The 24,261-nt window shown below is 71.0% G+C and carries 19 protein-coding genes; 11 read left to right on the top strand and 8 right to left on the bottom strand.

Annotated elements, in window-relative coordinates; all coding sequences use genetic code 11:
• Positions 1-543 precede the first annotated feature (543 nt).
• Both OG252_RS30525 and OG252_RS30520 read left to right on the top strand, forming a co-directional pair.
• Positions 544-1,824: a hypothetical protein gene (locus OG252_RS30525; RefSeq protein ID WP_329340119.1), complete on the top strand. Its 1,281-nt coding sequence runs from the start codon at positions 544-546 to the stop codon at positions 1,822-1,824.
• A 94-nt stretch (positions 1,825-1,918) separates the two neighbouring features.
• Entirely contained in the window at positions 1,919-3,478 is a 1,560-nt protein-coding gene (locus OG252_RS30520; RefSeq protein WP_329340117.1) for a hypothetical protein, read from the top strand.
• Positions 3,479-3,595: 117 nt separating this feature from the next.
• Here the strand turns inward: OG252_RS30520 and OG252_RS30515 are convergent, their stop codons facing one another.
• Complete coding sequence (locus OG252_RS30515; protein WP_266438777.1) at positions 3,596-4,009, bottom strand: organic hydroperoxide resistance protein; 414 nt, start codon at positions 4,007-4,009, stop codon at positions 3,596-3,598.
• Between the two features lie 121 nt (positions 4,010-4,130).
• On the opposite strand from OG252_RS30515, the gene OG252_RS30510 reads away from it, so the two are divergent.
• The gene (locus OG252_RS30510; RefSeq protein ID WP_266438774.1) at positions 4,131-4,640 is read left to right on the top strand and encodes a MarR family winged helix-turn-helix transcriptional regulator; all 510 of its coding nucleotides are present in this window, start codon (positions 4,131-4,133) and stop codon (positions 4,638-4,640) included.
• A 177-nt stretch (positions 4,641-4,817) separates the two neighbouring features.
• The gene (gene galE / locus OG252_RS30505) at positions 4,818-5,810 is read left to right on the top strand and encodes a UDP-glucose 4-epimerase GalE (RefSeq protein WP_329340114.1); all 993 of its coding nucleotides are present in this window, start codon (positions 4,818-4,820) and stop codon (positions 5,808-5,810) included.
• On the opposite strand, the gene OG252_RS30500 is transcribed toward galE, so the two are convergent.
• Positions 5,807-6,538, bottom strand: a complete 732-nt coding sequence (locus OG252_RS30500; RefSeq protein ID WP_329340113.1) for a hypothetical protein — start codon at positions 6,536-6,538, stop codon at positions 5,807-5,809. The two genes, galE and OG252_RS30500, sit on opposite strands and share 4 nt — an antisense overlap.
• Before the next feature lie 13 nt (positions 6,539-6,551).
• Between OG252_RS30500 and OG252_RS30495 the strand changes: the two genes are divergently transcribed.
• From OG252_RS30495 to OG252_RS30485, 3 genes are read left to right on the top strand one after another with little or no spacing between them, the layout of a single operon-like run.
• Complete coding sequence (locus OG252_RS30495; protein ID WP_329340111.1) at positions 6,552-7,514, top strand: ADP-ribosylglycohydrolase family protein; 963 nt, start codon at positions 6,552-6,554, stop codon at positions 7,512-7,514.
• Positions 7,515-7,530: 16 nt separating this feature from the next.
• Positions 7,531-8,148 (top strand): cyclic nucleotide-binding domain-containing protein, encoded by a 618-nt coding sequence (locus OG252_RS30490; protein WP_329345221.1) that lies wholly within the window; start codon positions 7,531-7,533, stop codon positions 8,146-8,148.
• Positions 8,058-8,261, top strand: a complete 204-nt coding sequence (locus OG252_RS30485; protein WP_329340109.1) for a helix-turn-helix domain-containing protein — start codon at positions 8,058-8,060, stop codon at positions 8,259-8,261. Before OG252_RS30490 ends, OG252_RS30485 begins: the two co-directional genes overlap by 91 nt.
• A gap of 36 nt (positions 8,262-8,297) precedes the next feature.
• Here OG252_RS30485 and OG252_RS30480 read toward each other — a convergent pair whose 3' ends face one another.
• Positions 8,298-8,942, bottom strand: a complete 645-nt coding sequence (locus tag OG252_RS30480) for a LuxR C-terminal-related transcriptional regulator (RefSeq protein WP_266438764.1) — start codon at positions 8,940-8,942, stop codon at positions 8,298-8,300.
• Between the two features lie 94 nt (positions 8,943-9,036).
• Entirely contained in the window at positions 9,037-9,663 is a 627-nt protein-coding gene (locus OG252_RS30475) for a TetR/AcrR family transcriptional regulator (RefSeq protein ID WP_266438761.1), read from the bottom strand.
• A gap of 194 nt (positions 9,664-9,857) precedes the next feature.
• On the opposite strand from OG252_RS30475, the gene OG252_RS30470 reads away from it, so the two are divergent.
• Entirely contained in the window at positions 9,858-10,787 is a 930-nt protein-coding gene (locus OG252_RS30470) for an ABC transporter permease (protein ID WP_266438758.1), read from the top strand.
• Positions 10,780-11,652 carry an ABC transporter ATP-binding protein gene (locus OG252_RS30465; protein ID WP_329340105.1) on the top strand — a complete coding sequence of 291 codons (873 nt, stop codon included), beginning with the start codon at positions 10,780-10,782 and terminating at the stop codon, positions 11,650-11,652. Before OG252_RS30470 ends, OG252_RS30465 begins: the two co-directional genes overlap by 8 nt.
• A 79-nt stretch (positions 11,653-11,731) precedes the next feature.
• Here the strand turns inward: OG252_RS30465 and OG252_RS30460 are convergent, their stop codons facing one another.
• The 3 genes from OG252_RS30460 to OG252_RS30450 form a co-directional block, all read right to left on the bottom strand.
• Positions 11,732-16,663: an NAD-glutamate dehydrogenase gene (locus OG252_RS30460; protein ID WP_266438753.1), complete on the bottom strand. Its 4,932-nt coding sequence runs from the start codon at positions 16,661-16,663 to the stop codon at positions 11,732-11,734.
• Positions 16,664-17,990: 1,327 nt separating this feature from the next.
• Positions 17,991-18,656 (bottom strand): HAD family hydrolase, encoded by a 666-nt coding sequence (locus OG252_RS30455; protein WP_266438751.1) that lies wholly within the window; start codon positions 18,654-18,656, stop codon positions 17,991-17,993.
• Positions 18,657-18,775: 119 nt separating this feature from the next.
• On the bottom strand, positions 18,776-19,297 hold the full coding sequence (locus OG252_RS30450) for a DUF6912 family protein (protein WP_329340103.1): 522 nt from the start codon (positions 19,295-19,297) through the stop codon (positions 18,776-18,778).
• Positions 19,298-19,632: 335 nt separating this feature from the next.
• Between OG252_RS30450 and OG252_RS30445 the strand changes: the two genes are divergently transcribed.
• Positions 19,633-20,424: an Rv3235 family protein gene (locus tag OG252_RS30445; protein WP_329340101.1), complete on the top strand. Its 792-nt coding sequence runs from the start codon at positions 19,633-19,635 to the stop codon at positions 20,422-20,424.
• A gap of 149 nt (positions 20,425-20,573) precedes the next feature.
• On the opposite strand, the gene secA is transcribed toward OG252_RS30445, so the two are convergent.
• Positions 20,574-23,408, bottom strand: a complete 2,835-nt coding sequence (gene secA, locus OG252_RS30440; RefSeq protein WP_266438743.1) for a preprotein translocase subunit SecA — start codon at positions 23,406-23,408, stop codon at positions 20,574-20,576.
• A gap of 265 nt (positions 23,409-23,673) precedes the next feature.
• On the opposite strand from secA, the gene OG252_RS30435 reads away from it, so the two are divergent.
• Entirely contained in the window at positions 23,674-24,252 is a 579-nt protein-coding gene (locus OG252_RS30435) for a GNAT family N-acetyltransferase (protein WP_329340099.1), read from the top strand.
• The last annotated feature ends 9 nt before the right edge of the window (positions 24,253-24,261 follow it).

Genomic DNA, 24,261 nt, shown 5'->3' with positions numbered 1-24,261 from the left:
TCGCGGGACGGCGGGTCGCTGGGTGGCGGTTCACGGCTCGCCGGTCCGCCGGTCGTCGGTTCACCGGCCGTTGATTCGCCGGCCGTCGGTTCACAGCCCGTCGGTTCCCCGGCCGTCGGTTCCCCGGCCGTCGGTTCGCCGGTCGTCGGTCCGCAGCCCGTCGGTTCCCCGGCCGTCGGTTCGCCTGTCGTCGGTCCGCAGCCCGTCGGTTCCCCGGCCGTCGGTTCGCCTGTCGTCGGTCCGCAGCCCGTCGGTTCGCCGGCCGTCGGTTCGCCTGTCGTCGGTCCGCAGCCCGTCGGTTCGCCGGCCGTCGGTTCGCCTGTCGTCGGTCCGCAGCCCGTCGGTTCCCCGGCCGTCGGTTCGCCTGTCGTCGGTCCGCAGCCCGTCGGTTCCCCGGCCGTCGGTTCCCCGGCCGTCGCCGACCGCGTCTGAATGCCGGTGCCACTCCAGGGAGTTCGCATGCCGTCCAGCCCCTCCCGGCCGACCCCGACCCGGCCCTCCACCTGGCGGCCGGCGGGCCGGCCCGGCCGGACGTAGTCGCTCATGAGGCCGCGCACCTGGGTGCTGGTGCTCGCCGCGGTGTTCGCCGTGCTCCAGCTCGCGAACGTCACCGGCCGGGACACCCCCGACACCAGGAACTACCTGTCGTACGCCCTGAGCCTCGGCGGCGACAGCAAGCGGGAGGCGGCGGCCGCCACCCTCGACTACGCCTGCGCGGGCCGGGCGTCGGCGGCGTACCGCAGACAGAAGGTCGACGTGGTGCGCTTCCACGCGCCGGACCCCCGCCGGCGGGTCGTGACGGAGTGCCGGGCCACGGCCTGGCGGGAGGTGGACGCGCGGCTGCGGGCGGGGCAGAGGGGCGGGCATACCGTGCCGTTCAGTTCGGCGCGGTTCATGCGGATCTTCGAGGCGCGACCCGGGTACCCGGTGTTCCTGCTGCCGTTCGTCACCGTGCTCGGCGTGACGTGGGGGGTGTGGGCGGCGAGTGTCGTCATCGCGGTCGCGGGCGGAATCCTGGCGTTCCTCATCCTGCGCACCCTGTCCGTGCCGGTGCCGCTCGCGCTGACCGGCCAGGCGCTGTACTACGTCCTGCCGTGCGGCACGACCGCCATGCGGCCCATGACGGAGGGCCTGCTGCTGGCGCTGACGCTGGCGGCGGTGTGGGGGTGCGCGCTGGTGCTGCACGGGCATCGGGCCCGGGCCGGTCTGGTGCTGGTGGGCGGGTCGCTGGCCGGACTGTTCACGGTGAAGCACTCGCAGGCGCTGTTTCTGGGGCTGTGCCTGGCGGGGGCGGGAGCGGTGATCGCCGTACTGCGGCGGGGGCGGGGGCAGGCCGTGGGGCGTGACGTGATGGCTCTGGCGGCCGTGGGGGGTTCCGCCGTGGTCGGGGGCTTGCTGCTGGCGAAGGTGCTGCACTACCCGTCCGCGTCCGAGAGCGTCCAGGATCTGCTCGCCGACCACTTCACCCGGCCCGACCGGACCCGCCCGTGGCCGGAGTTCCTGCACCTCCAGGCCAACTTCTGGACGGAGTGGCTGCGTCGGCAGCTGTGGCAGCCGCTGTTCGCGGCGGCCCTGGCCGTGGGTGCGTGGGGTGCGCTGCAGGGGCGACGGCGGGCGTTCGGAGGGTTCCTGGTGGCTGCGGGCTGCACGGGGATCCTCACGCAGGCCGCGCACCCGGACATCACCATCTGGGGCGATCGGCTGATCGTGCTGGCGTGGCTGTTGCCGGTGGTCGGGGTGCCGCTGCTGCTGGAGCGTGTCGCACGGGAGCGGGTGACTCTGCCCGCGCAGGAGCGCGCCGAACGGGCTCACACGATGGGGTGAGGTACGGCCGGGCCGTCGCCCTCGGCGTGGCTGCGGGGAACATACGGCCAATGCCTCAGCCCCTCCCCCCGCTTCCCGTCCCCCTTCCCGTGCGATGAGCGGCGTCGGTGTTCTTGCCCGGCGGTCCGTGCGCGGTGCGACGGCGCTGCGTGGCGGCCGAGTCCTGCGTCCCACTCCGTACCAGGTCGTCGGGTTCCTGTTCTGGCTGGTGATGTCGCTGGCCTACTGGCGGGTGCCGCTGTGCTGCGACGCCGGGCAGCACGCGGCGGTCGTCGAACGCCTGAAGGCGAGTCTGCTCCAGCCGCGCCACCCGATGGCCGATCTGCCGGGCGCGGGCAGCCCGTACTACTCGCCGTACGCGCTGGCACAGGGCGCCTTCGCACGGCTGACGGGACTGAGCGGGTGGCAGGTCCTCCAACTCGCCGGGCCGCTGAACCTGCTGGTGCTGCTGACCGGCCTCGGCCGTTTCGTGCGGGTGCTGACGCCGAGACAGTGGGCGCCGGTGCTGGCGCTGGCCGCGATGACGCTGCTGTGGGGGACCGAGCGGGCCTGGTGGAGCGGGTACCTCGGGCTGATGTCGATGACGGGGAACCTCGGTCATCCGTCGGCGTTCGCGATCGGGCTGGCCTTCTGGGCGTGGGGGCTGACGGGGGCACGGGCCCGTGAGGCGGGCCGGGCGGTGCGGTACGTCGGGCCGAGCGGGCTGCCGGGTCTCAGCGGGTACGCGGGGCTCGGCGCGCTGTACGGGCTGATCCTGCTGGTGCACCCGGTCACGTGGGTGGCGGCGGCGCTGGGGGCCGTGGCCCTGGTCGCCGGGTGGCAGCGCGGATGGCGGCCGGCGGTCGTGCGGCGGTGGGCGCTGACGGGCGGGACCGCGCTGCTGGTCGCGGTCTGCTGGCCGTACTTCGACGTGTTCGTTCCGGCCGGGGACGGCAGCGCGGACGGAACGCACCGGACGCTGTACCAGGACCTCGGCGGACACTTCTGGCTGGCGCTGCTCGGGGTGCCGGCGCTGTGGCGGCGAGGGCGACGGTCGGTGCGCGATCCCCTCGTGCTGATGTTCGTCCTCGACTGCCTGGTCGTGGCGTACGGCTGGTTCAGCGGGCACCACACCTACGGCGGGATCCTCGGGCTGACCCTGGTGCCGCCGCAGGTGGCGCTCGCGGTGGAGCTGGCGGCGCCGCGGCCCTGGCCGGTGTGGCGGCGGGTGCTGGGCGGGGCCGCGGCGGCCGGGGCCTGCGTGGGGTTCCTCACCGTGCAGGCGGGCGCGGTCGTCCCGCGCTCACTGGATCCGGTCGGCTTCGCACAGCCGCCGCGCTGGCCGACGTACGCATGGGCCGCGCGGCACATCGGCCCCGGCGAGGTCGTGATCACCGACGGCTACCACGCCGGCCACGCGATCGCGGGCTACGGCGCGAACCTCGCCGCGCCCGCCCGGCCGGACGCGGCCCTCGACGAACGGGAAAGGGCGAGGCGGCTCGCGGACGTCCGCGCCTACCTCGCCCCGACGTCGACCCGCGCCGAGCGCACCGCCGTCGCCCGCCGCTACCAGGTGCGGTGGCTGCTGCTCACACGCCGGCACCCGGTGCCCGAGGAGGCGGTGGTGGTGACGTGGAGCGGGCGGACGGGGGAGGTGCTGGCGCGGGTCGGGTGACGCTTTCCGGTGTGTGACCGGGGGTTGCTCGATGACGAGCCCTGGGGTTACTCGATGGTGAGCCTCGTGGGTTGCTCGATGACGAGCCCTGGACTTACTCGATGACGAGCCTTGGGGTTACTCGATGACGAGGTCGACCTCGATGTTGCCGCGGGTGGCGTTGGAGTAGGGGCAGACCTGGTGGGCCTGCTCGACCAGCTTGCGGCCGGTCTCCTCGTCCACGGTGTCGGGCAGCTCCACGCGGAGGGTGACCTTGAGGGCGAAGCCCTCGCCCTGCTTGCCTATGCCGACCTCGGCGGTGACGGCGGCGTCGCTCACATCGACCTTGGCCTGACGGCCGACGAGGCCGAGGGCGCTGCCGAAACAGGCGGAGTAGCCGGCGGCGAACAGCTGCTCGGGGTTGGTGCCCTGTCCGTTGCCGCCCATCTCCACCGGGATGCCCAGCGCGAGGTCCAGGGTTCCGTCGGAGGAGACGGCGCGGCCGTCCCGGCCGTGGGTGGCGGTGGCGACAGCGGTGTAGAGCGCGTCCATGGAAGAACCATCCCTCTTTGAGTCACGTCTCGGCGGCCTGTCCGGCCGCCTTGCGAGCACAAGTAGAGCACACAATTCAGTTGTGCACAATTGAATGGCTCGCAAGAGCTATCCTGGATACATGACCCGGACGCCGACCCCCGCCCACGCATCAGCCGCCCCGTCGCCCTCGGAAGAGAACTGGCTGCGCCTCGACGGCCAGATCTGCTTCTCCCTGCACGCCGCCTCGCGTGCGTTCAACGGCGTCTACCGGGTGATCCTCAAGGACCTCGGGCTGACCTACCCGCAGTACCTGGTGATGCTGGTGCTGTGGGAGCGGGGCGAGATGCCCGTGAAGCAACTCGGCGAACACCTGCGCCTCGACTCCGGCACGCTGTCCCCGCTGCTCAAGCGCCTGGAGGCGGCCGGCCTCGTCCGACGGGAGCGCAGCACCCGCGACGAACGCTCGGTGGAGGTACGGCTCACCGAGGAGGGCGTCGCACTGCGCGAGCCCGCGCTCCGGGTGCCGCGCCGGATCTTCCAGGCCACCGGCTTCAACCTCGACGAACTCCGAGACCTGCGCGAACGCCTCGACCGGCTCACCTCGACGCTGGACTCGGCGGCACTGGAGGAGATGCCGGGCGGCCGCTAGCGGCACCGATCGGCCCTGCCTCGCGCGGGCACTGCGTGTCGCCTCGGGTTCACGTGGAGTCATCACAGTGACTCGCACGGGACTCGGCCGCCTGCTTCACTGACGACGGGAGCCGACAGCACACCCACAGCTCCTCGCAGATTCACCACAGGCCAATTCACGAGGGGACGGCCGCACATGACCTGGCTGATCACCGGCGGCGCCGGCTACATCGGGGCGCACGTCGTACGGGCGATGACCGAGGCGGGCGAAAGGACGGTGGTGTACGACGACCTGTCGACCGGCATCACCGAGCGCGTCCCCGAAGACGTACCGCTGGTGGTGGGCTCGACCCTGGACGGCGAGCGCCTGGCCCGGACCCTCGCCGACCACGAGGTCACCGGCGTGGTCCATCTCGCGGCGAAAAAGCAGGTGGGCGAGTCGGTGGACCTGCCGCTGCACTACTACCGGGAGAACGTCGAGGGCCTGCGCGTCCTCCTGGAGGCCGTGTCGGAGGCGGGCGTGCCGTCCTTCGTGTTCTCGTCCTCCGCGGCGGTGTACGGCATGCCGGACACCGCGCTGCACGGCGAACTGGTGACGGAGGAGACCCCGTGCGTGCCCATGTCGCCGTACGGCGAGACGAAGCTGGCCGGCGAGTGGCTGGTCAGGGCGACGGGCCGGGCGACGGGCCTGTCCACGGCGTCGCTGCGCTACTTCAACGTGGCGGGCGCGGCGCGTCCCGAACTCGCGGACGTGGGCGTCTTCAACCTCATCCCGATGGTCTTCGAGAAGCTCACGGAGAAAGCGCCCCCGCGCATCTTCGGCGACGACTACGAGACACCGGACGGGACGTGCGTACGCGACTACATCCACGTCGTCGACCTGGCCGAGGCCCATGTCGCGGCGGCCCGCGCCCTCCAGGCGTCCCCCGGCCGTGACCTCACCCTCAACATCGGCCGCGGGGAAGGGGTGTCGGTGCGCGAGATGATCGACCGCATCAACGCCCTCACCGGCTACGACCGCCCCCCGACGGTCACCCCGCGCCGCCCCGGCGACCCGGCCCGCGTCGTAGCCTCCGCCGACCAGGCCGCCACCGAACTGGGCTGGAAGGCCAAGCACGACGTCCAGGACATGATCACGTCCGCGTGGGAAGGGTGGGTACGACTACACCCGGAGGCGGCCCGCGGCTAGGAGACGCTTGTCGGGTGCGGGTGCGGGTGCGGGTGCAGGTCCGGGTCCGGGTCCGGGTCGGGTGCGAGTGCGGGTCTGGGTCGGGTGCGAGTGCGGGTGCCGGGTCGGCGTGGGAGCGGGAGCCGGGACCGGAGCGGGAGCCGGGACCCGGGCCGGGACCGAAGCCGAGGCCGGAGCTGGAGCTGGGACGGCGGCCCGGGCGGGAGCCGGAGCTGGGACCGGAGCCGGGACCAGGGCCGGAGCCGGGGCCAAGGCCGGAGCTGAAGCCGGGACCGAAGCTGGGACCGGGGCCTGGGCGGAAGCCGGGACCGGAGCCGAGGCCAGGGCGGACCGGGGCCGGGACCGAGGCCGAAGCCGAAGCGGGAGCGGGAGCCGAAGCCGGGGCGGACGCTGGAGCCGGAGCCGGAGCCGGAGCCGGAGCCGGGACCGGGGCCGAGGCGGGAGCCGAAGCCGGGACCGAGACCGGGGCCGAGGCGGGAGCCGAAGCCGGGACCGAGACCGAAGCCGAAGCGGGCGCTGGAGCCGGGGCGAACGCTGGAGCCGGAGCCGGAGCCGGAGCCGGGACCGGGGCCGAAGCCGAAGCGGGAGCGGGAGCCGAAGCCGGGGCGGACGCTGGAGCCGGAGCCGGAGCCGGAGCCGGAGCCGGGACCGGGGCCGAAGCCGAGGCGGGAGCCGAAGCCGGAGCCGGAGCCGGGGCGGGAGCTGGAGCCGAGGCCGGTGTGGGGCAAGTAACCTGCGCCGATGACCGACTCGCCGACCGCCTCCGCGCCCGACTCCCCCCGTCTGCACCGCGCCCTCGGCGCCGTCGTCGGTTCCGCCGTCGGCGACGCCCTGGGCGCGCCCTTCGAGTTCGGCCCCGAGGGCGCGTTCTCCGCCCGTTTCCCGGAGCCGGGGCAGGGCGGCGAGATGTGCGGGGGCGGCGGCTGGGACCCGGGCGAGGCGACCGACGACACGCAGATGGCGGTCCTGGTCGGCGAGTCGTTGCTGGAGTGCGGCGGGCTCGAACTTCCGGACGTCTTCCGGCGGTTCCGGCGGTGGGCCGCGTCGGAACCGAAGGACATCGGCCTGCAGACCGAGGCGGTGCTGGACAGCGGGGACCCCTGGGACCTGGCAGCGGCGCTGCACTTCCAGGTCAGTCAACGCGCCGCCGGGAACGGGGCGTTGATGCGCGCGGCCACCTCCGCCGTGTACTGCGCCCCGCACGGCCGCGACACCACGATGGACGCCGCCCGCCGCCTGTCCGCCCTCACCCACGGGGACGCGGCGGCCTGGGAAGGCACCGCGGTCCTCCACGAGTTGATCCGCGTCGCCCTGACCGGAGCCGACCCCCTCACCGCCCTCCCCGACACCCTCGCGGCACTCCGCCCCGACCACCGCCCGCGCTACGCCACCGTCCTCGCCCCCGACTGGCACCCCGACCTGGCGACGGAGTTCAACGGAGCCGTGTGGCCCTGCCTCGGCTCCGCCGTCTGGGCGCTGCGGACCACCACCTCGTACGAGGACGCCGTACGCGCCGCGATCGACCTCGGCGGCGACACGGACACCGTGGCCGCGGTGACCGGCGCCCTGGCCGGCGCCGTGTACGGCATCACCGCGATCCCCGAGCGCTGGACCACGCCCCTGCACGTACCACTGCCGGGATTCGGCGAACGCGTGCTGCGCACCCCGGAACTCACCGAACTGGCCACCCGGTTGAACACTTAGTGCCGCGCCAGCCCTCCTGCACTCCACCCACGACCGGAGCCCATTCACGGACCGACCGCACCTCGACCCCGGGCGTGCGGCGGTAGTACGGGTCGTCCCGCAGCACCTCCTCCAACCGCGACCGGTCCACCGCGAACGCCACTACGACACCGGCGACATCCTCCGCGCCCAGGGCACCCCCGCCGACCATCTGCTGGTCCTGCTGGAGGGCCGTGCGGCCGCGACCGCCACCACGGCGGCAGGGCGCGCGGTGGGGTTCAGTACCTGGACCGGGCCCTGCGCACTGGACAAGGTGGCGCTGCTCGACGGATCGGGCCACACGGCGACGTTCGCCGCGCTGACGCCGTGCGCCGTGCGCCGTGAGGGCCGTACCGCGGGCACGGTTCACCGCGCTGCTCGACGACTCGGCGACGGTCCGCGCCCATGTGTTCCGCCTCCTGGCGGCCCAGGCGCGCGCCCAGCAGGACCGGCTGACGGCCACGGTCACGCTGCGGTGCGGTGCGGTGCGAGGCCAGACTCGCGGCCTGGCTCCTGGAACGGACGGTGGCGGGCCGACCCGTCACCGCCACCGTGTCCCTGCCCGGCGGCCAGCGCGAACTGGCCGACCTGCTGGGCGTCACCCGCGCCACCGTGAACCGGGCGTTGTCCCGGCTGCGTCGCGACGGTCTGGTCCGGTGGGCCGGGGACGGCCGGCTCGAGATCCTCGCCCCGGAACTCCTCGCCCTGCGCGCGGCCGCTCCCGAGTGACCAGATCCTCGGCCACATGGCGTTCAGATACTGCGGCTACACGTTGTTCAGATACGTCAGCACCGCCAGCACCCGGCGATGCCCGCTGTCGGACGGCGGCAGCCCCAGCTTCAGGAACACGTTCCCGATGTGCTTGTGAACCGCCCGTTCCGTCACCACCAGCGTCTTCGCGATCGTCGCGTTGTCGTGCCCCTCCGCCATCAGCTTCAGCACCTCACGCTCACGCGGAGTCAGCGAATCGACCGGCGTGTCCCGGCGCCGCGTCAGCAACTCCGTCACCACCTCCGGATCCAACGCCGTACCCCCGGCCGCCACCCGCTCCAGCGCGTCGAGAAACTCATCCACCCGCCCGACCCGGTCCTTGAGCAGATAACCCACCCCACTGCTCCCACCACCCAACAACTCGGCGGCGTACGACTCCTCCACATACTGCGACAACACCAGCACCGGCAACCCCGGCATCTCCTTGCGCGCGGCCAACGCCGCACGCAGACCCTCGTCCCGGAACCCCGGCGGCATCCGTACATCCAGCACCGCCACATCCGGCCGATGCTCCAACAACGCCGGCAGGACCTCCGGCCCGGTGCCGACGACGGCCGCCACCTCGTGCCCGGCAGAGGTCAGCAACAGCACAAGGCCCTCGCGCAACAGGGCGTTGTCCTCGGCGATCACGAGTTTCATGGGGCCCATGGTCCTATGGATCGGACGGGGCACACCCACCGACCCCGGGACTGACGACGCCGGGACCGTAGCGAAGCGCCATCGACCCCACAGGTCACAACGCCTTGAGCGCCTCCGCAGTGGCCCGCGCCAGCGCGCCCAGGTACCCCTTCGGGAGCTTCGGGCTGCGGATCACCACCGAGCGCCAGTACAGCGGCCCGGAGATCAGATCCAGCGCCAGGTCCTCGCTCGCGCCCTCACGGACCTCCCCGCGCTGCCGCGCCGCCGCCACGATCTTGCTGGCCACGCCCTCCTGCCCCTCCCGCAGGGCCTTCTGCATGGCCTCGGCGATCTCGGGGTTGCGGGCCGCCTCGGCCTGGAGGTCGGGGATGACCTGCGAGGCCACGGGGTGCCGCAGGGCGCGCGAGGTCACCTCGTACAGCAGCCGCAGGTCGCCCTCCAGCGAGCCGGTGTCCGGCACGGGCAGGCCCATCACGGCGATCGCCGAGACGACGTCGAGGACGAGGTGCAGCTTGGAGCGCCAGCGGCGGTACACCGCGGTCTTGCCGACGCCCGCCCGGCGCGCGATCCCCTCGATGGACATCCGCGCGTAGCCCACGGCCGCGAGTTCCTCGAAGACCGCGGCCCGGATGGCCTCCGTCACGTCCTCGCGGAGCACGGCCGCTCCGGCGGGGGCCCGGCGGCGCGGACGGGTCTTCGGCTCGTCGGCGTTCGTCGTCATGCCGACCAGCATAGGGCGTTACGACGAAACGGTTGCGTTCCGACGCCGATTCGGCCTACGCTCACGTTGCGACGATACGGTCCCGTCCCGACGTAAGAGAACGTGAAGAGAAGCGTAAGGAAACGCCGGGTGACGGACCCGCCGACCGCACGAGCACCACGCGTCACCCCACCCCCCGAGTGAAAGCAGCGGATGTGAGCCAGGTCCTCCACACACCGCCCCCGCCGACGGCGACCGCACCCGTCGTCGTCGACGACGACCTCGCGGCGCTCGCCGCCCGCCACGGCCTCTCGGTCAGCGGGGCCCGCCCCTCCCTGCCGGAGTACGTCCGCCAGCTGTGGGCCCGGCGCCACTTCATCGCCGCCTTCTCGACCGCCAAGCTCACCGCGCAGTACAGCCAGGCGAAACTGGGCCAGGTCTGGCAGGTGATGAACCCGCTGCTGAACGCGGCGGTGTACTTCTTCATCTTCGGTGTGCTGCTGGGCACCAAGAAGGGCGTGCCGGACTACATCCCGTTCCTGGTGACGGGCGTGTTCATCTGGACGTTCACGCAGAGCTCGATCATGGCGGGCACCCGCGCCATCTCCGGCAACCTCGGCCTGGTCCGGGCGCTGCACTTCCCGCGGGCCGCGCTGCCGATCTCCTTCTGCCTGCAACAGCTCCAGCAACTGCTGTTCTCGATGGGCGCCCTGGTCGTGATCCTGCTCGTCTTCGGCGTGCCGGTCTCCGCGTCCTGGCTGCTGGCCGTCCCGGCGCTGGTGCTGCAGTTCACCTTCAACGCCGGCGTCTCGATGATCATGGCCCGGCTCGGCGCCAAGACCCCGGACATCGCACAGCTGATGCCGTTCGTCCTGCGCACGTGGATGTACATCTCGGGCGTGATGTGGAGCATCGACCACCTGCTCAGCAAGCACAACGACCTGCCGTCCTGGGTCGCGCCCACCCTCCAGGCCAACCCCGCGGCCGTCTACATCGACCTGATGCGCTTCGCCCTGATCGACACCTTCCACTCCAGCCAGCTGCCGCACCACGTGTGGCTGATCGCGACCGGCTGGGCCCTGCTCGCCGGAGTCGGCGGCTTCATCTACTTCTGGAAGGCTGAGGAGACCTACGGCCGTGGCTGAGAACACCGAGAACCCCGAGAACCCCGAGAACATCTACGTCGGCGACAAGATCCCCACCGTCGTCGTCGACGGCGTCGACATCGTGTACCGGGTCAACGGCACCGGCGCCGGCCGCGGCTCCGCGACCGCCGCCCTCAACCGCATGCTGCGCCGCAAGAAAGCGGAGAAGGCGGCCGGTGTACGCACGGTGCACGCCGTCAAGAACGTGTCCTTCGTCGCGTACCGGGGCGAGGCCATCGGCCTGATCGGCACCAACGGCTCCGGCAAGTCGACGCTGCTCAAGGCGGTCGCCGGCCTGCTCCCCGTGGAGAACGGCCGGATCCACACCGACGGCCAGCCCTCCCTGCTCGGCGTGAACGCGGCCCTGATGAACGACCTGACCGGCGAGCGCAACGTCTACCTCGGCGGCCTCGCCATGGGCATGTCCCGCGAGCAGGTCAAGGAGCGCTACGAGGAGATCGTCGACTTCTCCGGCATCAACGAGAAGGGCGACTTCATCACCCTCCCGATGCGGACGTACTCCTCCGGCATGGCCGCCCGCCTGCGCTTCTCCATCGCCGCCGCCAAGGACCACGACGTCCTGCTCATCGACGAGGCGCTGGCGACCGGCGACCGCTCCTTCCAGAAGCGCTCCGAGGCCCGCATCCGTGAGCTGCGCAAGCACGCGGGCACGGTGTTCCTGGTCAGCCACAGCAACAAGTCGATCCGCGACACCTGCGACCGCGTGCTCTGGCTGGAGCGCGGCGAACTGCGCATGGACGGGCCGACGGAGGAGGTGCTGGAGGCGTACGAGGCGTTCACCGGCGGTCCCGACAAGGCGAAGGCCAAGCCGAAGCCGAAGCCGAAGGTCGCGGTTCCCTCCTGAACCCCGGGTATGAGGGCGCCCCGAGCCGTTCCGGCCCGGGGCGCCCTCATCGCCGTATGCCTTACAAATGCGTCATGCCTTACGTATGCGTCCGCAGCAGCGTCCGCATCGTCCGCATCGCCACGGACAGATTGGCCAGGTCGAACGTCTCCGAGCCCTGGATCTCGTCCAGGGTCGTGCGCGCCCGGCTCAGGATCGGCGCGTTCTTCTCCTCCCAGGCCTTGAAGCGCTGCTCGGGAGTCGAGGTGCCGTTGCCCACCGCGAGGACGTCGGCGGTCAGGGCCGCGTGGGCCGCGTAGAGGTCCTCGCGGATGGAGGCACGGGCCATGGACTGCCAGCGGTCGGCACGGGGCAGCTCGATGATGCGGTCCATGAGCTGGGTGATGTGGAGACGGTCGGCCAGGTCGTAGTAGACCTCGGCGACGTCCATCGGGTCCCGGCCCATCCGGTCGCCCACCGACACGATGTCGAGCGTCGGGAAGGCCGAGGAGAACCCGGCCACGCGCGTGGCGACCTCGTCCGGCACCCCGGCGCCCGTCAGCTCGTCGTAGATCTTCTGGTACCACTCCGAGTCCGCGCCCCGCAGCAGCTTCGGCAGCTCCGACCACACCTGCTCGACCCGATCGCCGAAGAAGTCGACGGTCTCCGCGAGCTGCAGCGGCTGCGGCCGGTTGTTGAGCAGCCAGCGCGTACCGCGCTCGACCAGGCGCCGTGAGTGCAGCCGGATCCGGGTCTGTACGGCGGCCTCGACCTTGTTGTCGAGCGCCTCCACCGCGTCCCACACCACACCGGAGCGGAAGATCGCGCGGGCCGCGGTCTGCGCCCGCACGATCTCCTCCAGCGAGGCACCGGTCTCCTCGCGCAGCCGGTGCAGATAGGTCGTACCACCGGTGTTGACCGTGTCGTTGACCAGCACGGTCGTGGTGATCTCGCGGTGCAGCGGGTGGCCGTCGATGCGGTCCCCGAACTTCTCGCGCAGCGCGGCCGGGAAGTACGTGTGCAGCAGACCGCGCAGGTACGGGTCGTCCGGCAGCGAGGTGTGCAGCAGCTCCTCGGCGACCGTGATCTTCGTGTACGCCAGCAGAACGGCCGTCTCCGGGCCGGTCAACCCCTGCGCGGCGCCGAGGCGTTCGCGGATCTGACGGTCGGTGGGCAGGAACTCCAGGGCCCGGTCCAGCAGGCCCTCGCGCACCAGGTGGCGCAGGTACCGCTGCTGGGCGTGGAGCATGTCCTTGGACTGGGCGAGCGCGTTGGCGATGGCCGTGTTCTGCGCGTAGTTGTTGCGCAGGACCAGGTGGCCGACCTCGTCGGTCATCTCGGCGAGCAGCTTGTTGCGCTGCTTGACGGTCATGTCGCCGTCCGCGACCAGGCCGTTGAGCAGGATCTTGATGTTCACCTCGTGGTCGGAGGTGTCCACGCCCGCGCTGTTGTCGATGGCATCGGTGTTGATCTTGCCGCCGTGCAGCGCGAACTCGATCCGGCCGAGCTGGGTCAGGCCCAGGTTGCCGCCCTCGCCGACGACCCTGACGCGCAGGTCGGCGCCGTCGACGCGGATGGGGTCGTTGGCCTTGTCGCCGACGTCCGCGTGCGTCTCGGTGCTCGCCTTCACGTACGTCCCGATGCCGCCGTTCCACAGCAGGTCCACCGGCGCCTTGAGGATCGCCTTCATCAGGTCGGCCGGGGTCATCTTGGCGACCTTGCCCTCGATGCCCAGGGCCTCACGGATGTGCGCGTTGACCGGGATCGACTTGGCGGTACGGGGGAACACGCCGCCACCGGCGGAGATGAGCGCGGTGTCGTAGTCGGCCCAGCTGGAGCGGGGCAGCTCGAAGACGCGGCGGCGTTCGGCGTAGGAGGTGGCCGCGTCGGGATTCGGGTCGATGAAGATGTGCCGGTGGTCGAAGGCGGCGACCAGGCGGATGTGCTCGCTGAGCAGCATGCCGTTGCCGAACACGTCACCCGACATGTCGCCGATACCGACGACCGTGAAGTCCTCGGCCTGCGTGTTCACGCCCAGCTCGCGGAAGTGCCGCTTGACGGACTCCCAGGCTCCGCGGGCGGTGATGCCCATCTTCTTGTGGTCGTAGCCGGCGGAGCCGCCGGAGGCGAAGGCGTCGCCGAGCCAGAAGTTGTAGTTCTCGGCGACCCCGTTGGCGATGTCCGAGAAGGTCGCGGTGCCCTTGTCGGCGGCGACGACGAGATAGGTGTCGTCCTCGTCGTGCCGGACGACGTCGGCGGGCGGGACCACTTCGCCGGCGACCATGTTGTCGGTGATGTCGAGCAGCGCCGAGATGAAGGTCTTGTAGCTGCGGATGCCCTCCGCCAGCCACGCGTCCCGGTCGACGGACGGGTCGGGCAGCTGCTTGGCGACGAAGCCGCCCTTGGCGCCGACCGGCACGATGACGGTGTTCTTCACCATCTGCGCCTTCACCAGGCCGAGGATCTCGGTGCGGAAGTCCTCACGCCGGTCGGACCAGCGCAGTCCGCCTCGCGCGACCTTCCCGAACCGCAGGTGCACGCCCTCCACCCGAGGCGAGTACACCCAGATCTCGAACGCCGGGCGGGGCGCCGGCAGGTCGGGGATCATCTGCGGGTCGAACTTCATGGAGATGTAGTCGTGCGGCTTGCCGCCCGCCGCCTCCTGGAAGAAGTTCGTCCTGAGGGTCGCCTTGATGACGGTCAGGAAGGACCGCAGGATCCGGTCCTCGTCGAGAGAGGCGACCTGGTCGAGCGCCGCGTCGAGCTCTTCGAGGAGCGCGTCGACGAGCTCGTGCCCGGCACGCTGCCGGTCCGGCGACATCCGCGCCTCGAACAGCGACACCAGCAGCCGCGTGGTGTGGACGTTGTGGCGGAGGGTGTCCTCCATGTAGTCCTGGCTGAACGTCGAGCCCGCCTGCCGCAGGTACTTCGCGTACGCCCGCAGCACCATCGCCTGCCGCCAGTGCAGCCCGGCACTCAGCACGAGGGCGTTGAACCCGTCGTTCTCCGCCTGGCCGGTCCAGGTCGCGGCGAAGGCGTCCTGGAACCGCTCGCGCCCGTCGTCGCCGAGGTAGTCGCCGCTCCCGCTCTTCGGCTGGGGCATGCGCAGCCCGAAGTCGTAGATCCAGGCCACACTCCGGTCCGAGCAGCGCAGTTCGTACGGCCGCTCGTCCATCACCTCGACACCGAGCCGGTTGAGCACCGGCAGCACGGCCGACAGGGTGATGGACTCGCCCTTGCGGTAGATCTTGAACCTGCGCTCCTCGGGGGCGGCGCCCACGGGCTCGTACAGGCTGAGCTCGAAGCTCTTCTCCTCGGTGAGTTCCTCGATGTGCGCGAGGTCGGCGACCGCGGAGCGCGGGGTGTGGTCTGCCTTGTAGCCCTCGGGGATGGCGTTGCCGTAGCGGCGCAGCAGCTCGGCGGCGCGCTCCTCGCCGAACTCGGCGTTCAGCGCCTCGCCGAAACCGTCGGCCCACGACCGCGCGGCCTCCACCAGCCGCGCCTCGATGCGCTCCTTGTCGGCGTCGGACAGCTGCGGCAGCTCGGTGCCCTGCGGGACCCGGACGACGAAGTGCAGCCGGGAGAGGATCGACTCGGTGTTCCAGGCGGTGAAGTCGACGCTGGTACCGCCGAGTTCCTCCTTGAGGATGTCGATGATCCGCAGCCGTACGCCGGTGGTGTACCGGTCGCGGGGCAGGTAGACGAGGGCGGAGTAGTAGCGCCCGTACTCGTCCTGGCGCAGGTAGAGCCGCAGCCGCCTGCGCTCCTGGAGGTAGAGCACGGACGTGACGATGGCCTGCAACTCGTCCGGCGGGGTCTGGAAGAGCTCGTCACGCGGATAGGTCTCCAGGATCTGCAGCAGATCCCGCCCGTCGTGACTGTTGGGCGAGAACCCGGCCCGCTCCAGCACCTCTTCGACCTTGCGCCGGATGACGGGCACCCGCCGCACGGACTCGGTGTAGGCGGCGGACGAGAACAGTCCGAGGAACCGCCGTTCCCCCACCACGTTCCCGTCGGCGTCGAACTTCTTGACGCCGATGTAGTCGAGATACGACGGCCGGTGCACGGTCGACCGGCTGTTCGCCTTGGTCAGCACGAGGAGCTTGTGCTCACGCGCCTTGGCCCGGGCGTCGGCGGGCAGCCGCTCGAAGGAGGGACTGACGGGGTGGCTGTCCCCTTCGGCGTGATGAGGGTCGGACCGCAGAATCCCCAGCCCGGTGCCCGGGACGGCCGCGAGGGAGTCGTCCTCGCGCAGCTGGTACTCCCGGTACCCGAGGAAGGTGAAGTGGTCGGCGGCGAGCCAGCGCAGCAGTTCCCGCGCCTCCTCGATCTCCTGCTCGCGCAGGTCGGAGGCGATGGGCTCCTTGGGCAGTTCGTCGGCCATGCGCAGCGCCGCGTCCCGCATCTTCTCCCAGTCCTCGACGGCCTCACGGGCGTCGGACAGGACACGCAGCAGGTCGGCGGTGATCTGCTTCAGGTCGCCGCGGTCGGTCTCGCGGTCGATCTCGACATGGATCCAGGACTCGGTGTGCCCGTCGTGCGGCAGTTCGCCGGTGACCGGCGCGGTGATCACCTCGATGAGCTTGCCGGTGACGTCACGCCGCACGATGACCTGCGGATGGATGACGACGTGGATCCCACGCCCCTGCCGGGTCAGCTCGTTGGTGACGGAGTCGACGAGGAAGGGCATGTCATCGGTGACCACCTCGACAACCGAATGACTGCACGTCCACCCGTTCTCCTCCACGGTGGGCGTGTGGACCCGCACGTTGGCCGTGCCCTGCGGACGGTTCTCGGCCAGCCGGTAGTGCGAGAGTGCGGCGCCGAAGACGTCGACCGGGTCGCGGTCGGCGAGGTCCTCCGGGGCGGTGTGCAGGTAGTAGCGCTGGAGGAACGCGAGCAGCGTGTCCCGGTCGGGTGTGCTCGCGTCCGTCGTCCCAGTCGGTAGGTGCCCCCCGACCGGGCTGTTCTCAGCTACCCGGGCGGCCCTCTCGAGCAGCTCGGCCTTGGCTTCGTCCAGCTTGGTCTGCATTGTCCTCTGGCTCCTGTCGCGCGCCGTTGCGTGACGTAGGTGGAAGTACGGTCTCTTCCCCTGTGACGTAACGCCGCGACGCGGGGTCTCCGGTCTGATCCGACGCTATGCCGCAAGGTGAGATGAGCGGGGGGTTATCAGCCATTCTCGACACGCCGGAAGGGTGTGACGCTGCTCTCTGCGGCGGCACATGTTTCCGGCGTGTGTACGGCGTCCCGGAGGCCCCTGGGCCCCCGTCCCACCCGCGAAGACCAGCGACCGCCGCCCGGTCACGGAGGTACTCCGTGCTCCCCGGGCGCAAGGCAGGGGCGACGATGCCCCCGCGAACTATCGCGCTGATCACGCCACCAGGCTATCGCTCCTTCCAGGGGGCCCGTCATGAGCCGTATGTGTACAAAACCAGGCCCAGAACTTTGACGTTCTGCACAGGCCCACGAACAGCCATCTCATGCGGGGCACGGCATCCCACCGGACGGGAGGGTGATGGTCGCCACCGGACGGGAGGGTGATGGTCGCCGCCGGGCGGGAGGATGATGGTCGCCGCCGGGCGGGAGGATGATGGCGGCCGCCGGGGGAGAGTGATGGTCGCCGCCGGGGGTGCGGGGGGGGCGCCGCGGGGGTGCGGGGGCGAAGCGCCGCGGGGGGGGCAGGGACGAAGCGCCGCCGGGGGGTGGGCAGGGGCCGCAGTCCCCGCCAGGGCTAAGGGGCGAAACCCCCGCGGGGGTGGAAGGGACCGGAGTCCCCGCCGGGGTTCAGGGGCGGAGCGCCGCGGAGGGTGCAGGGACGCGGTCCCCGCCGGGTCTGAGGGGCGAAAACCCCACGGAGGTGGCAGGGGGAGGTCCCCCGCCGGAGTCCAGGGGCGGAGTGCCGCAAGGGACGCAGGCTACGCGGTCCTCGCCGGGGCGACGGGACGCAGCCCCCGCCAGCGTCCAGGGACGAAGTCCCCGCGTAGGGCACAGTCCCCGCCAAGGTCCAGGAGCGCAGTCCCGCATGGGGGTCAGGGGCGAAGCCCCGCGTGGGGTGCAGGGGCGAAGCCCGCCGGGGTCAGGGGCGAAGCCCCGCACGGGGTGCAGGGGACGCAGTCCCCGCCGGGGTCCAGGGGCGAAGCACCGCCGGGGTCCAGGGGCGAAGCCCCGCACGGGGTGCAGGGGACGCAGTCCCCGCCGGGGTCCAGGGGCGGAGCCCCTGGCGGGGTCGAAGGGGCGGAGCCCCTGGGATGGGACGGGTAGGGGCGGCGGGGGCGAAAACACCCCCGGCGACACCCCCAGGCGGCAACCACAACCCTGGGCCGACCACACCACACCCGACCCCAGCTCACCGCAGCGCGTCACGCCGCCAACCGCTCCGCCTCCACCACAGCCTCCTCCAACGAATCCACCACCGGCACCCCCACCACCTCAAGGCTCGCCCGCCCATGCGACCCCCCGGTGTACAACACGGCCCGCGCCCCCACATGCAGCGCCGCCACCGCATCATCGGCAGCATCCCCGATCACCACCGTACGACCCGGATCCACCCCCACCAGCGCCCCAAGATGCCGCACCATGTGCTCCGCCTTGCTCCCCCCGGACGGCCCGACCCGCCCGTCAACCCGCAAGAAGTGCGCCTCGATACCGAACCCCCGCACCAACGGCACCAGCTCGTCATGCACATACATGCTGAGAATCGACTGACTCCGCCCCGCCGACCCCCAGCCGGCAAGCAGGTCCACCGCCCCCGCGGTCAACCCGCACCTCACCCGATGCTCGGCGTAGTACCGATGAAAGGTCTCATCCATGACCTCCCACTCCGCATCGGTCGGCAACCGCCCCATCAACCGCTCATAGAACTTCGGCACCGGCACGCAGTACAGCGCCCGGTACTGCTCCATAGTGATCGGCGCCAGCCCCAACTCCGCGAACGCCGCGTTCGTCGCCCCGATGATCGCGTCGTTGTCATGGAACAGCGTCCCGTTCCAGTCCCAGACAATGTGCGCGCCCGTCTGCTTCCCCATGCCCAAAACGTACCCGCCCCCACTGACAATCAAGAGACGAGCAGGTCACCACAGCGCCAGTCCCCGGCTCCCCCGCCGCGGAGCCCCCCCCTCAGCCCCCTCAACCCCCTCAGCCCTCCTTAGCCCCCAGCCCCCAGCCCCACCAGGTTCGGAATCTCCTGCGTGGCGAACCACAGCAGCTCATGATCCTCGGCCCCGTCCACAACGAACTGCGCGTCGTCGTCCCCACCGTCCGCCGCCGCCAGCGCCCCGGCCGCCGCGGCCACATCCGCCTCCGCGTCAGGCGCATCGACATGCACGGACGCCGCCTTGGCCAACGGCACGCCCCCGGCAACCCGCACCTCACCGAGCGCCGCAGGATCAAGCGCCCGGTCGGGATCCGAGGTCGCCGCACCGTCGGGCACATCCACGGCGACCACAACCCGCCGCCGCACCGCCCCCGCATCCGCCGCCAGCAACCGCAGTGACCCCAACGCGGCCCGGTTCAGCGCGGCGTACTCCAGTTCCTCGATGTCGTCGGACAGGTACCACTCACGCAACGCCGGCGTGACCGCGTACGCGACGAACGGCCCGCTCCCCAACTCCCCCGTCTTGTACGCCTCGGCGAGCCCGGGAAGGGTCAGGGGGACGTAGACACGCATGGCTCGCCGCTTTCGTGGTCGAAGGCTCCTCGGATCCTCCCGGAGCGGAGGACGTTCGGCGCTTCCCGGAGGGCCTCCAGGATACGTGCGTGGGGTCCCCTTTCGAGTCCCTGCCCACCCCCCTGAAGTCGTCCACCCGGCGCCCCGGAACTCACCCGGTACACCCCCGCCAGGTCGGGCTTTCCGCACCCCACGACCACTCTGATAGGTGAACATTCCGGCCACCCCGGCGAGGACCCCCGCCGCCTTGCCGCCGCGGTCCACCACCCCGTACAAGATCCCCAACCACGAAGTTACTGCCCGGTACCACCCGGGCCGATCGAGCGGGGACACCGATGAACAAGGTCATGACGAGGGCGAACCACCACCCCGGCGCCCGACCGCCGGGCCGCCGCGACCCGCGCCGCCCCGGCGGCACACCACCCCGCACGCCCGGCGGCGGCACGCCCCGCACGACCACACCCGAAGGCCGCCCGCCAGGCTCACCGGCCACCACCGCACCCGCCACCCGCACCAGCCCGCCCGACAACCGCCCCCCGACCCCTGGCAGGACCGCAGGAAGGCCCACCACGGCCCCACACAGCCCAGCCACCTCCCCCACCTCCCCCGCCTCCCCCAGTGCCCTCAGCACCCGCACAGGCACCCCCACAAGGCCCTCAGCACCCAGGCCCGGCACAACCACGACCACGACCACGACCACCACCCCGACCACACCCCCACGCCCAGCCACACCGCCACGCCCAGCCACAGCCGCCCGACCGGCCCCGGCCGCCCTCATCCCCCAGCCCCGCCCCACCGACCTCTTCGCCGACCGCCTCCTCGCCGTCCTCAGCGGCCGCCGCCCCGTCCACTGGATGCTCCGGTACACCGCGGGCCGCGCCTACGACGAACTGGCCTGGCTCGCCGAACGCGGCCCCCTGCGCACCACACGCGGCACCCTCCCCGTCGTCCGCGACATCGGCTACTTCGAACCCCGCCCCGGCGCCATCGAGGCCTTCGCCCGCATCGGGGCCGGCGACCGGCTGCGCGCGATGGCCTTCCGCCTGGAACAGGGCCGGGACCTGCGCTGGCGCTGCACGGCCGTGGAAGTGGGCGGCCCGCGCAGGCCGAGCACGGACGACGACTGATCCCGCCAGGCACACCGTGCCCGCCCGAACGACCACCCAGCCCAGCCACATACCAAAGGGCCGGGCCACCCCAAGGTGACCCGGCCCTTCAAGCCGCTACCGCGCCCCGGACAGAGGCACAGACACAGACCTCACTACTTCACTTCTCACTACTTCTTACGACGCCGCCCGCCACGCGACTGCTTGCGCCGCTCCGCGCGCGTGAGGCCGTCGGACTCCGAGCGGACCGGCTCGTCGTCATCGGCGAAGTCACCCTCGATGACACCGCCCTCGCCGTCCACGGTCGGCGCGGAGAAGTGCAGCTCCCGGCGCTGCGGGACGTCGAGCCCCTTGGCGCGGATCTCGGGGCGCGCCTGCGCCGGCACCGCGTCCTGCTTGTCGAGCGACGGCTTGGTGTCCTCGACCGGGACCTCCTCGACCTGCTGCTCGACCTGGACCTCCAGGTTGAACAGGTAGCCGACGGACTCCTCCTTGATGCCCTCCATCATGGCGGTGAACATGTCGAAGCCCTCGCGCTGGTACTCGACCAGCGGGTCCTTCTGCGCCATCGCGCGCAGGCCGATGCCCTCCTGGAGGTAGTCCATCTCGTAGAGGTGCTCGCGCCACTTGCGGTCCAGGACCGACAGCACGACCCGGCGCTCCAGCTCACGCATGATCTCGGAGCCGAGCTGCTCCTCGCGCGCCGCGTACTGGTCGTGGATGTCGTCCTTGATGGACTCGGCGATGAACTCGGCGGTCAGACCGGCCCGGTCGCCGGCCGCCTCCTCCAGCTCCTCGACGGTGACCTTCACCGGGTAGAGCTGCTTGAACGCGCCCCACAGCCGGTCGAGGTCCCAGTCCTCCGGGAAGCCCTCGGCGGTCTCCGCGGTGACGTACGCGTCGATGGTGTCGTCCATGAAGTGCTGGACCTGCTCGTGCAGGTCCTCGCCCTCCAGGACGCGGCGGCGCTCGCCGTAGATGACCTCGCGCTGCCGGTTGAGGACCTCGTCGTACTTCAGGACGTTCTTACGGGTCTCGAAGTTCTGCTGCTCGACCTGCGACTGCGCGGACGCGATCGCGCGCGTGACCATCTTGTTCTCGATCGGCACGTCGTCCGGGACGTTCGCCATCGACATCACGCGCTCGACCATCTGGGCCTTGAACAGGCGCATCAGGTCGTCGCCCAGGGAGAGGTAGAAGCGGGACTCGCCCGGGTCGCCCTGGCGGCCGGAACGACCGCGCAGCTGGTTGTCGATACGACGCGACTCGTGCCGCTCGGTGCCCAGGACGTAGAGCCCGCCGAGGTCCTTGACCTCCTCGAACTCCGCCTTGACGGCCTTCTCGGCCCGCTCCAGGGCGGCCGGCAGGGCCGCGGCCCACTCCTCGATGTGCTCCTCGGGGTCGAGGCCGCGCTGGCGCAGCTCCGCCTCGGCGAGGTCGTCGGGGTTGCCGCCGAGCTTGATGTCGGTACCACGGCCGGCCATGTTGGTGGCGACGGTGACGGCGCCCTTGCGGCCGGCCTGGGCGATGATCGGGGCCTCACGGTCGTGCTGCTTGGCGTTCAGCACCTCGTGCTGGATACCGCGCTTGGAGAGCTGCTGCGAGAGGTACTCGGACTTCTCGACCGACGTCGTGCCGACGAGGATCGGCTGGCCCTTCTCGTGCTTCTCGACGATGTCGTCGACGACCGCCTCGAACTTCGCGACCTCGGTGCGGTAGATCAGGTCCGACTGGTCCTTGCGGACCATCGGCCGGTTGGTCGGGATCGGGACGACGCCGAGCTTGTAGATCTGGTGGAACTCGGCGGCCTCGGTCATCGCCGTACCGGTCATGCCGCAGAGGCCGGGCATTTCCTTGCCGTTGTGGTCGTGGCGCTTGTAGAGGCGGAAGAAGTTCTGGAGGGTGATCGTGGCGAGAGTCTGGTTCTCGTCCTTGATGTCCACCCCTTCCTTCGCCTCGATCGCCTGGTGCATGCCCTCGTTGTAACGGCGGCCGGCGAGGATACGGCCGGTGTGCTCGTCGACGATCATGACTTCGCCGTCGATGACGACGTAGTCCTTGTCCGCCTTGAAGAGCTCCTTGGCCTTGATGGCGTTGTTCAGGTAGCCCACGAGGGGGGTGTTCACCGACTCGTAGAGGTTGTCGATGCCCAGCCAGTCCTCGACCTTGCTGACGCCGGACTCGTGGATGGCGACCGTGCGCTTCTTCTCGTCGACCTCGTAGTCGCCGGTCTCCTCGATGCCCTTGAGCGGGTTGCCCGGCTCGCCCCTCTTCAGCCGGGTGACCAGCTTGGCGAAGTCGCCGTACCACTTGGTGGCCTGGTCGGCCGGGCCGGAGATGATCAGCGGCGTACGGGCCTCGTCGACCAGGATCGAGTCGACCTCGTCGACGATGGCGAAGTTGTGGCCGCGCTGGACGAGCTCGTCCTTGGACCACGCCATGTTGTCGCGCAGGTAGTCGAAGCCGAACTCGTTGTTCGTGCCGTAGGTGATGTCGCACGCGTACTGCGCGCGGCGCTGGGCCGGCGTCATGTTGGCGAGGATGCAGCCGACGTTCAGGCCCAGGAACTTGTGGACGCGGCCCATCATCTCGGAGTCGCGCTCGGCCAGGTAGTCGTTGACCGTGATCAGGTGGACGCCTTGGCCGGAGAGGGCGTTCAGATACGCGGGCAGCGTGCCGACCAGGGTCTTGCCCTCACCGGTCTTCATCTCGGCGACATAGCCGAGGTGGAGGGCGGCGCCGCCCATCATCTGTACGTCGTAATGGCGCTGTCCGAGGACGCGCTTGGCGGCCTCGCGTACGGTCGCGAATGCTTCGGGAAGCAGGTCGTCCAGGGTCTCACCATCGGCATAGCGCTGCTTGTACTCATCGGTGAGGGCCCGCAGCTCGGCGTCGGAGAGGTCGACGAAGTCCTCTTCGATGGAGTTGACCTGGTCCGCGATGCGGTGCAGCTTGCGCAGGATCTTGCCTTCGCCTGCACGCATGATCTTGGAGAGGACGGACACGGGGGTTGGTCTCCTTGCCGGTCGGGCCTGGGACGGTCGGTTTCCATTGGACTACTGAGCAACGGCCATCGTATGCGAGGACCCCGCCACGCCGGGAGGCCTGCCGCGACGGTGACCGCCCACTGCTTCACATCTCTTCAAAAGGACAACGGCCGGGCTCCGCGGATGGTGCCGCGCCGCTCCGACGAATTGCGCGAATTGTGATCACCCGCTCACGCACGGCAAAGAGATGGTGCCTTTGCGCGACCCCGAGCAGAATCGGCCGATGGACCCCGTCACGCTCACCACCGACCGCCTCCTGCTGCGCGCGGTCGGGCCGCAGGACACCGACGCCGTGTACGCGGCCGTCCAGGACCCCGACATCCGGCGCTGGACCACCATCCCCGCGCCCTATCTCCCCGAACACGCCCGGAGCTTCACCGAGCAACTCGTCCACGAGGGCTGGGCGGACGGCTCGATGCTCACCTGGGGCATCTTCCTCCCCGAAGGGGAGGACCTGGTGGGCATGCTCAGTCTCACGATGCGCTCCCTGAGCGCGGCGGAGATCGGTTTCTGGGGCACGAAGGAACACCGCGGCAACGGCTACGTCACCGAGGCCGCCCGCACCGCCTCCCACTGGGCCTTCACCCAGCTGTCGATCGACCGCGTGGAGTGGCGCGCGGAGGTCGGCAACGAGCCCTCCCGCGCGGTGGCGGAACGCGTCGGCTTCACCTGTGAGGGCATCCTGCGCTCCGCGATCGTCCACCAGGGCGTACGACGGGACAGCTGGGTGGGTTCGCTGCTGCCCTCGGACCTCGGCCTGCCGTCGACGGCGCCCTATCTGCCGGCGCCTTCCCGGTCGTAGCAGAGAAGC

The organism is Streptomyces sp. NBC_01352, from assembly GCF_036237295.1.
Taxonomy (GTDB): domain Bacteria; phylum Actinomycetota; class Actinomycetes; order Streptomycetales; family Streptomycetaceae; genus Streptomyces; species Streptomyces plumbiresistens.
Note: the sequence above shows the minus strand (reverse complement) of the source record. Positions and strands in the feature narration are given on the sequence as shown.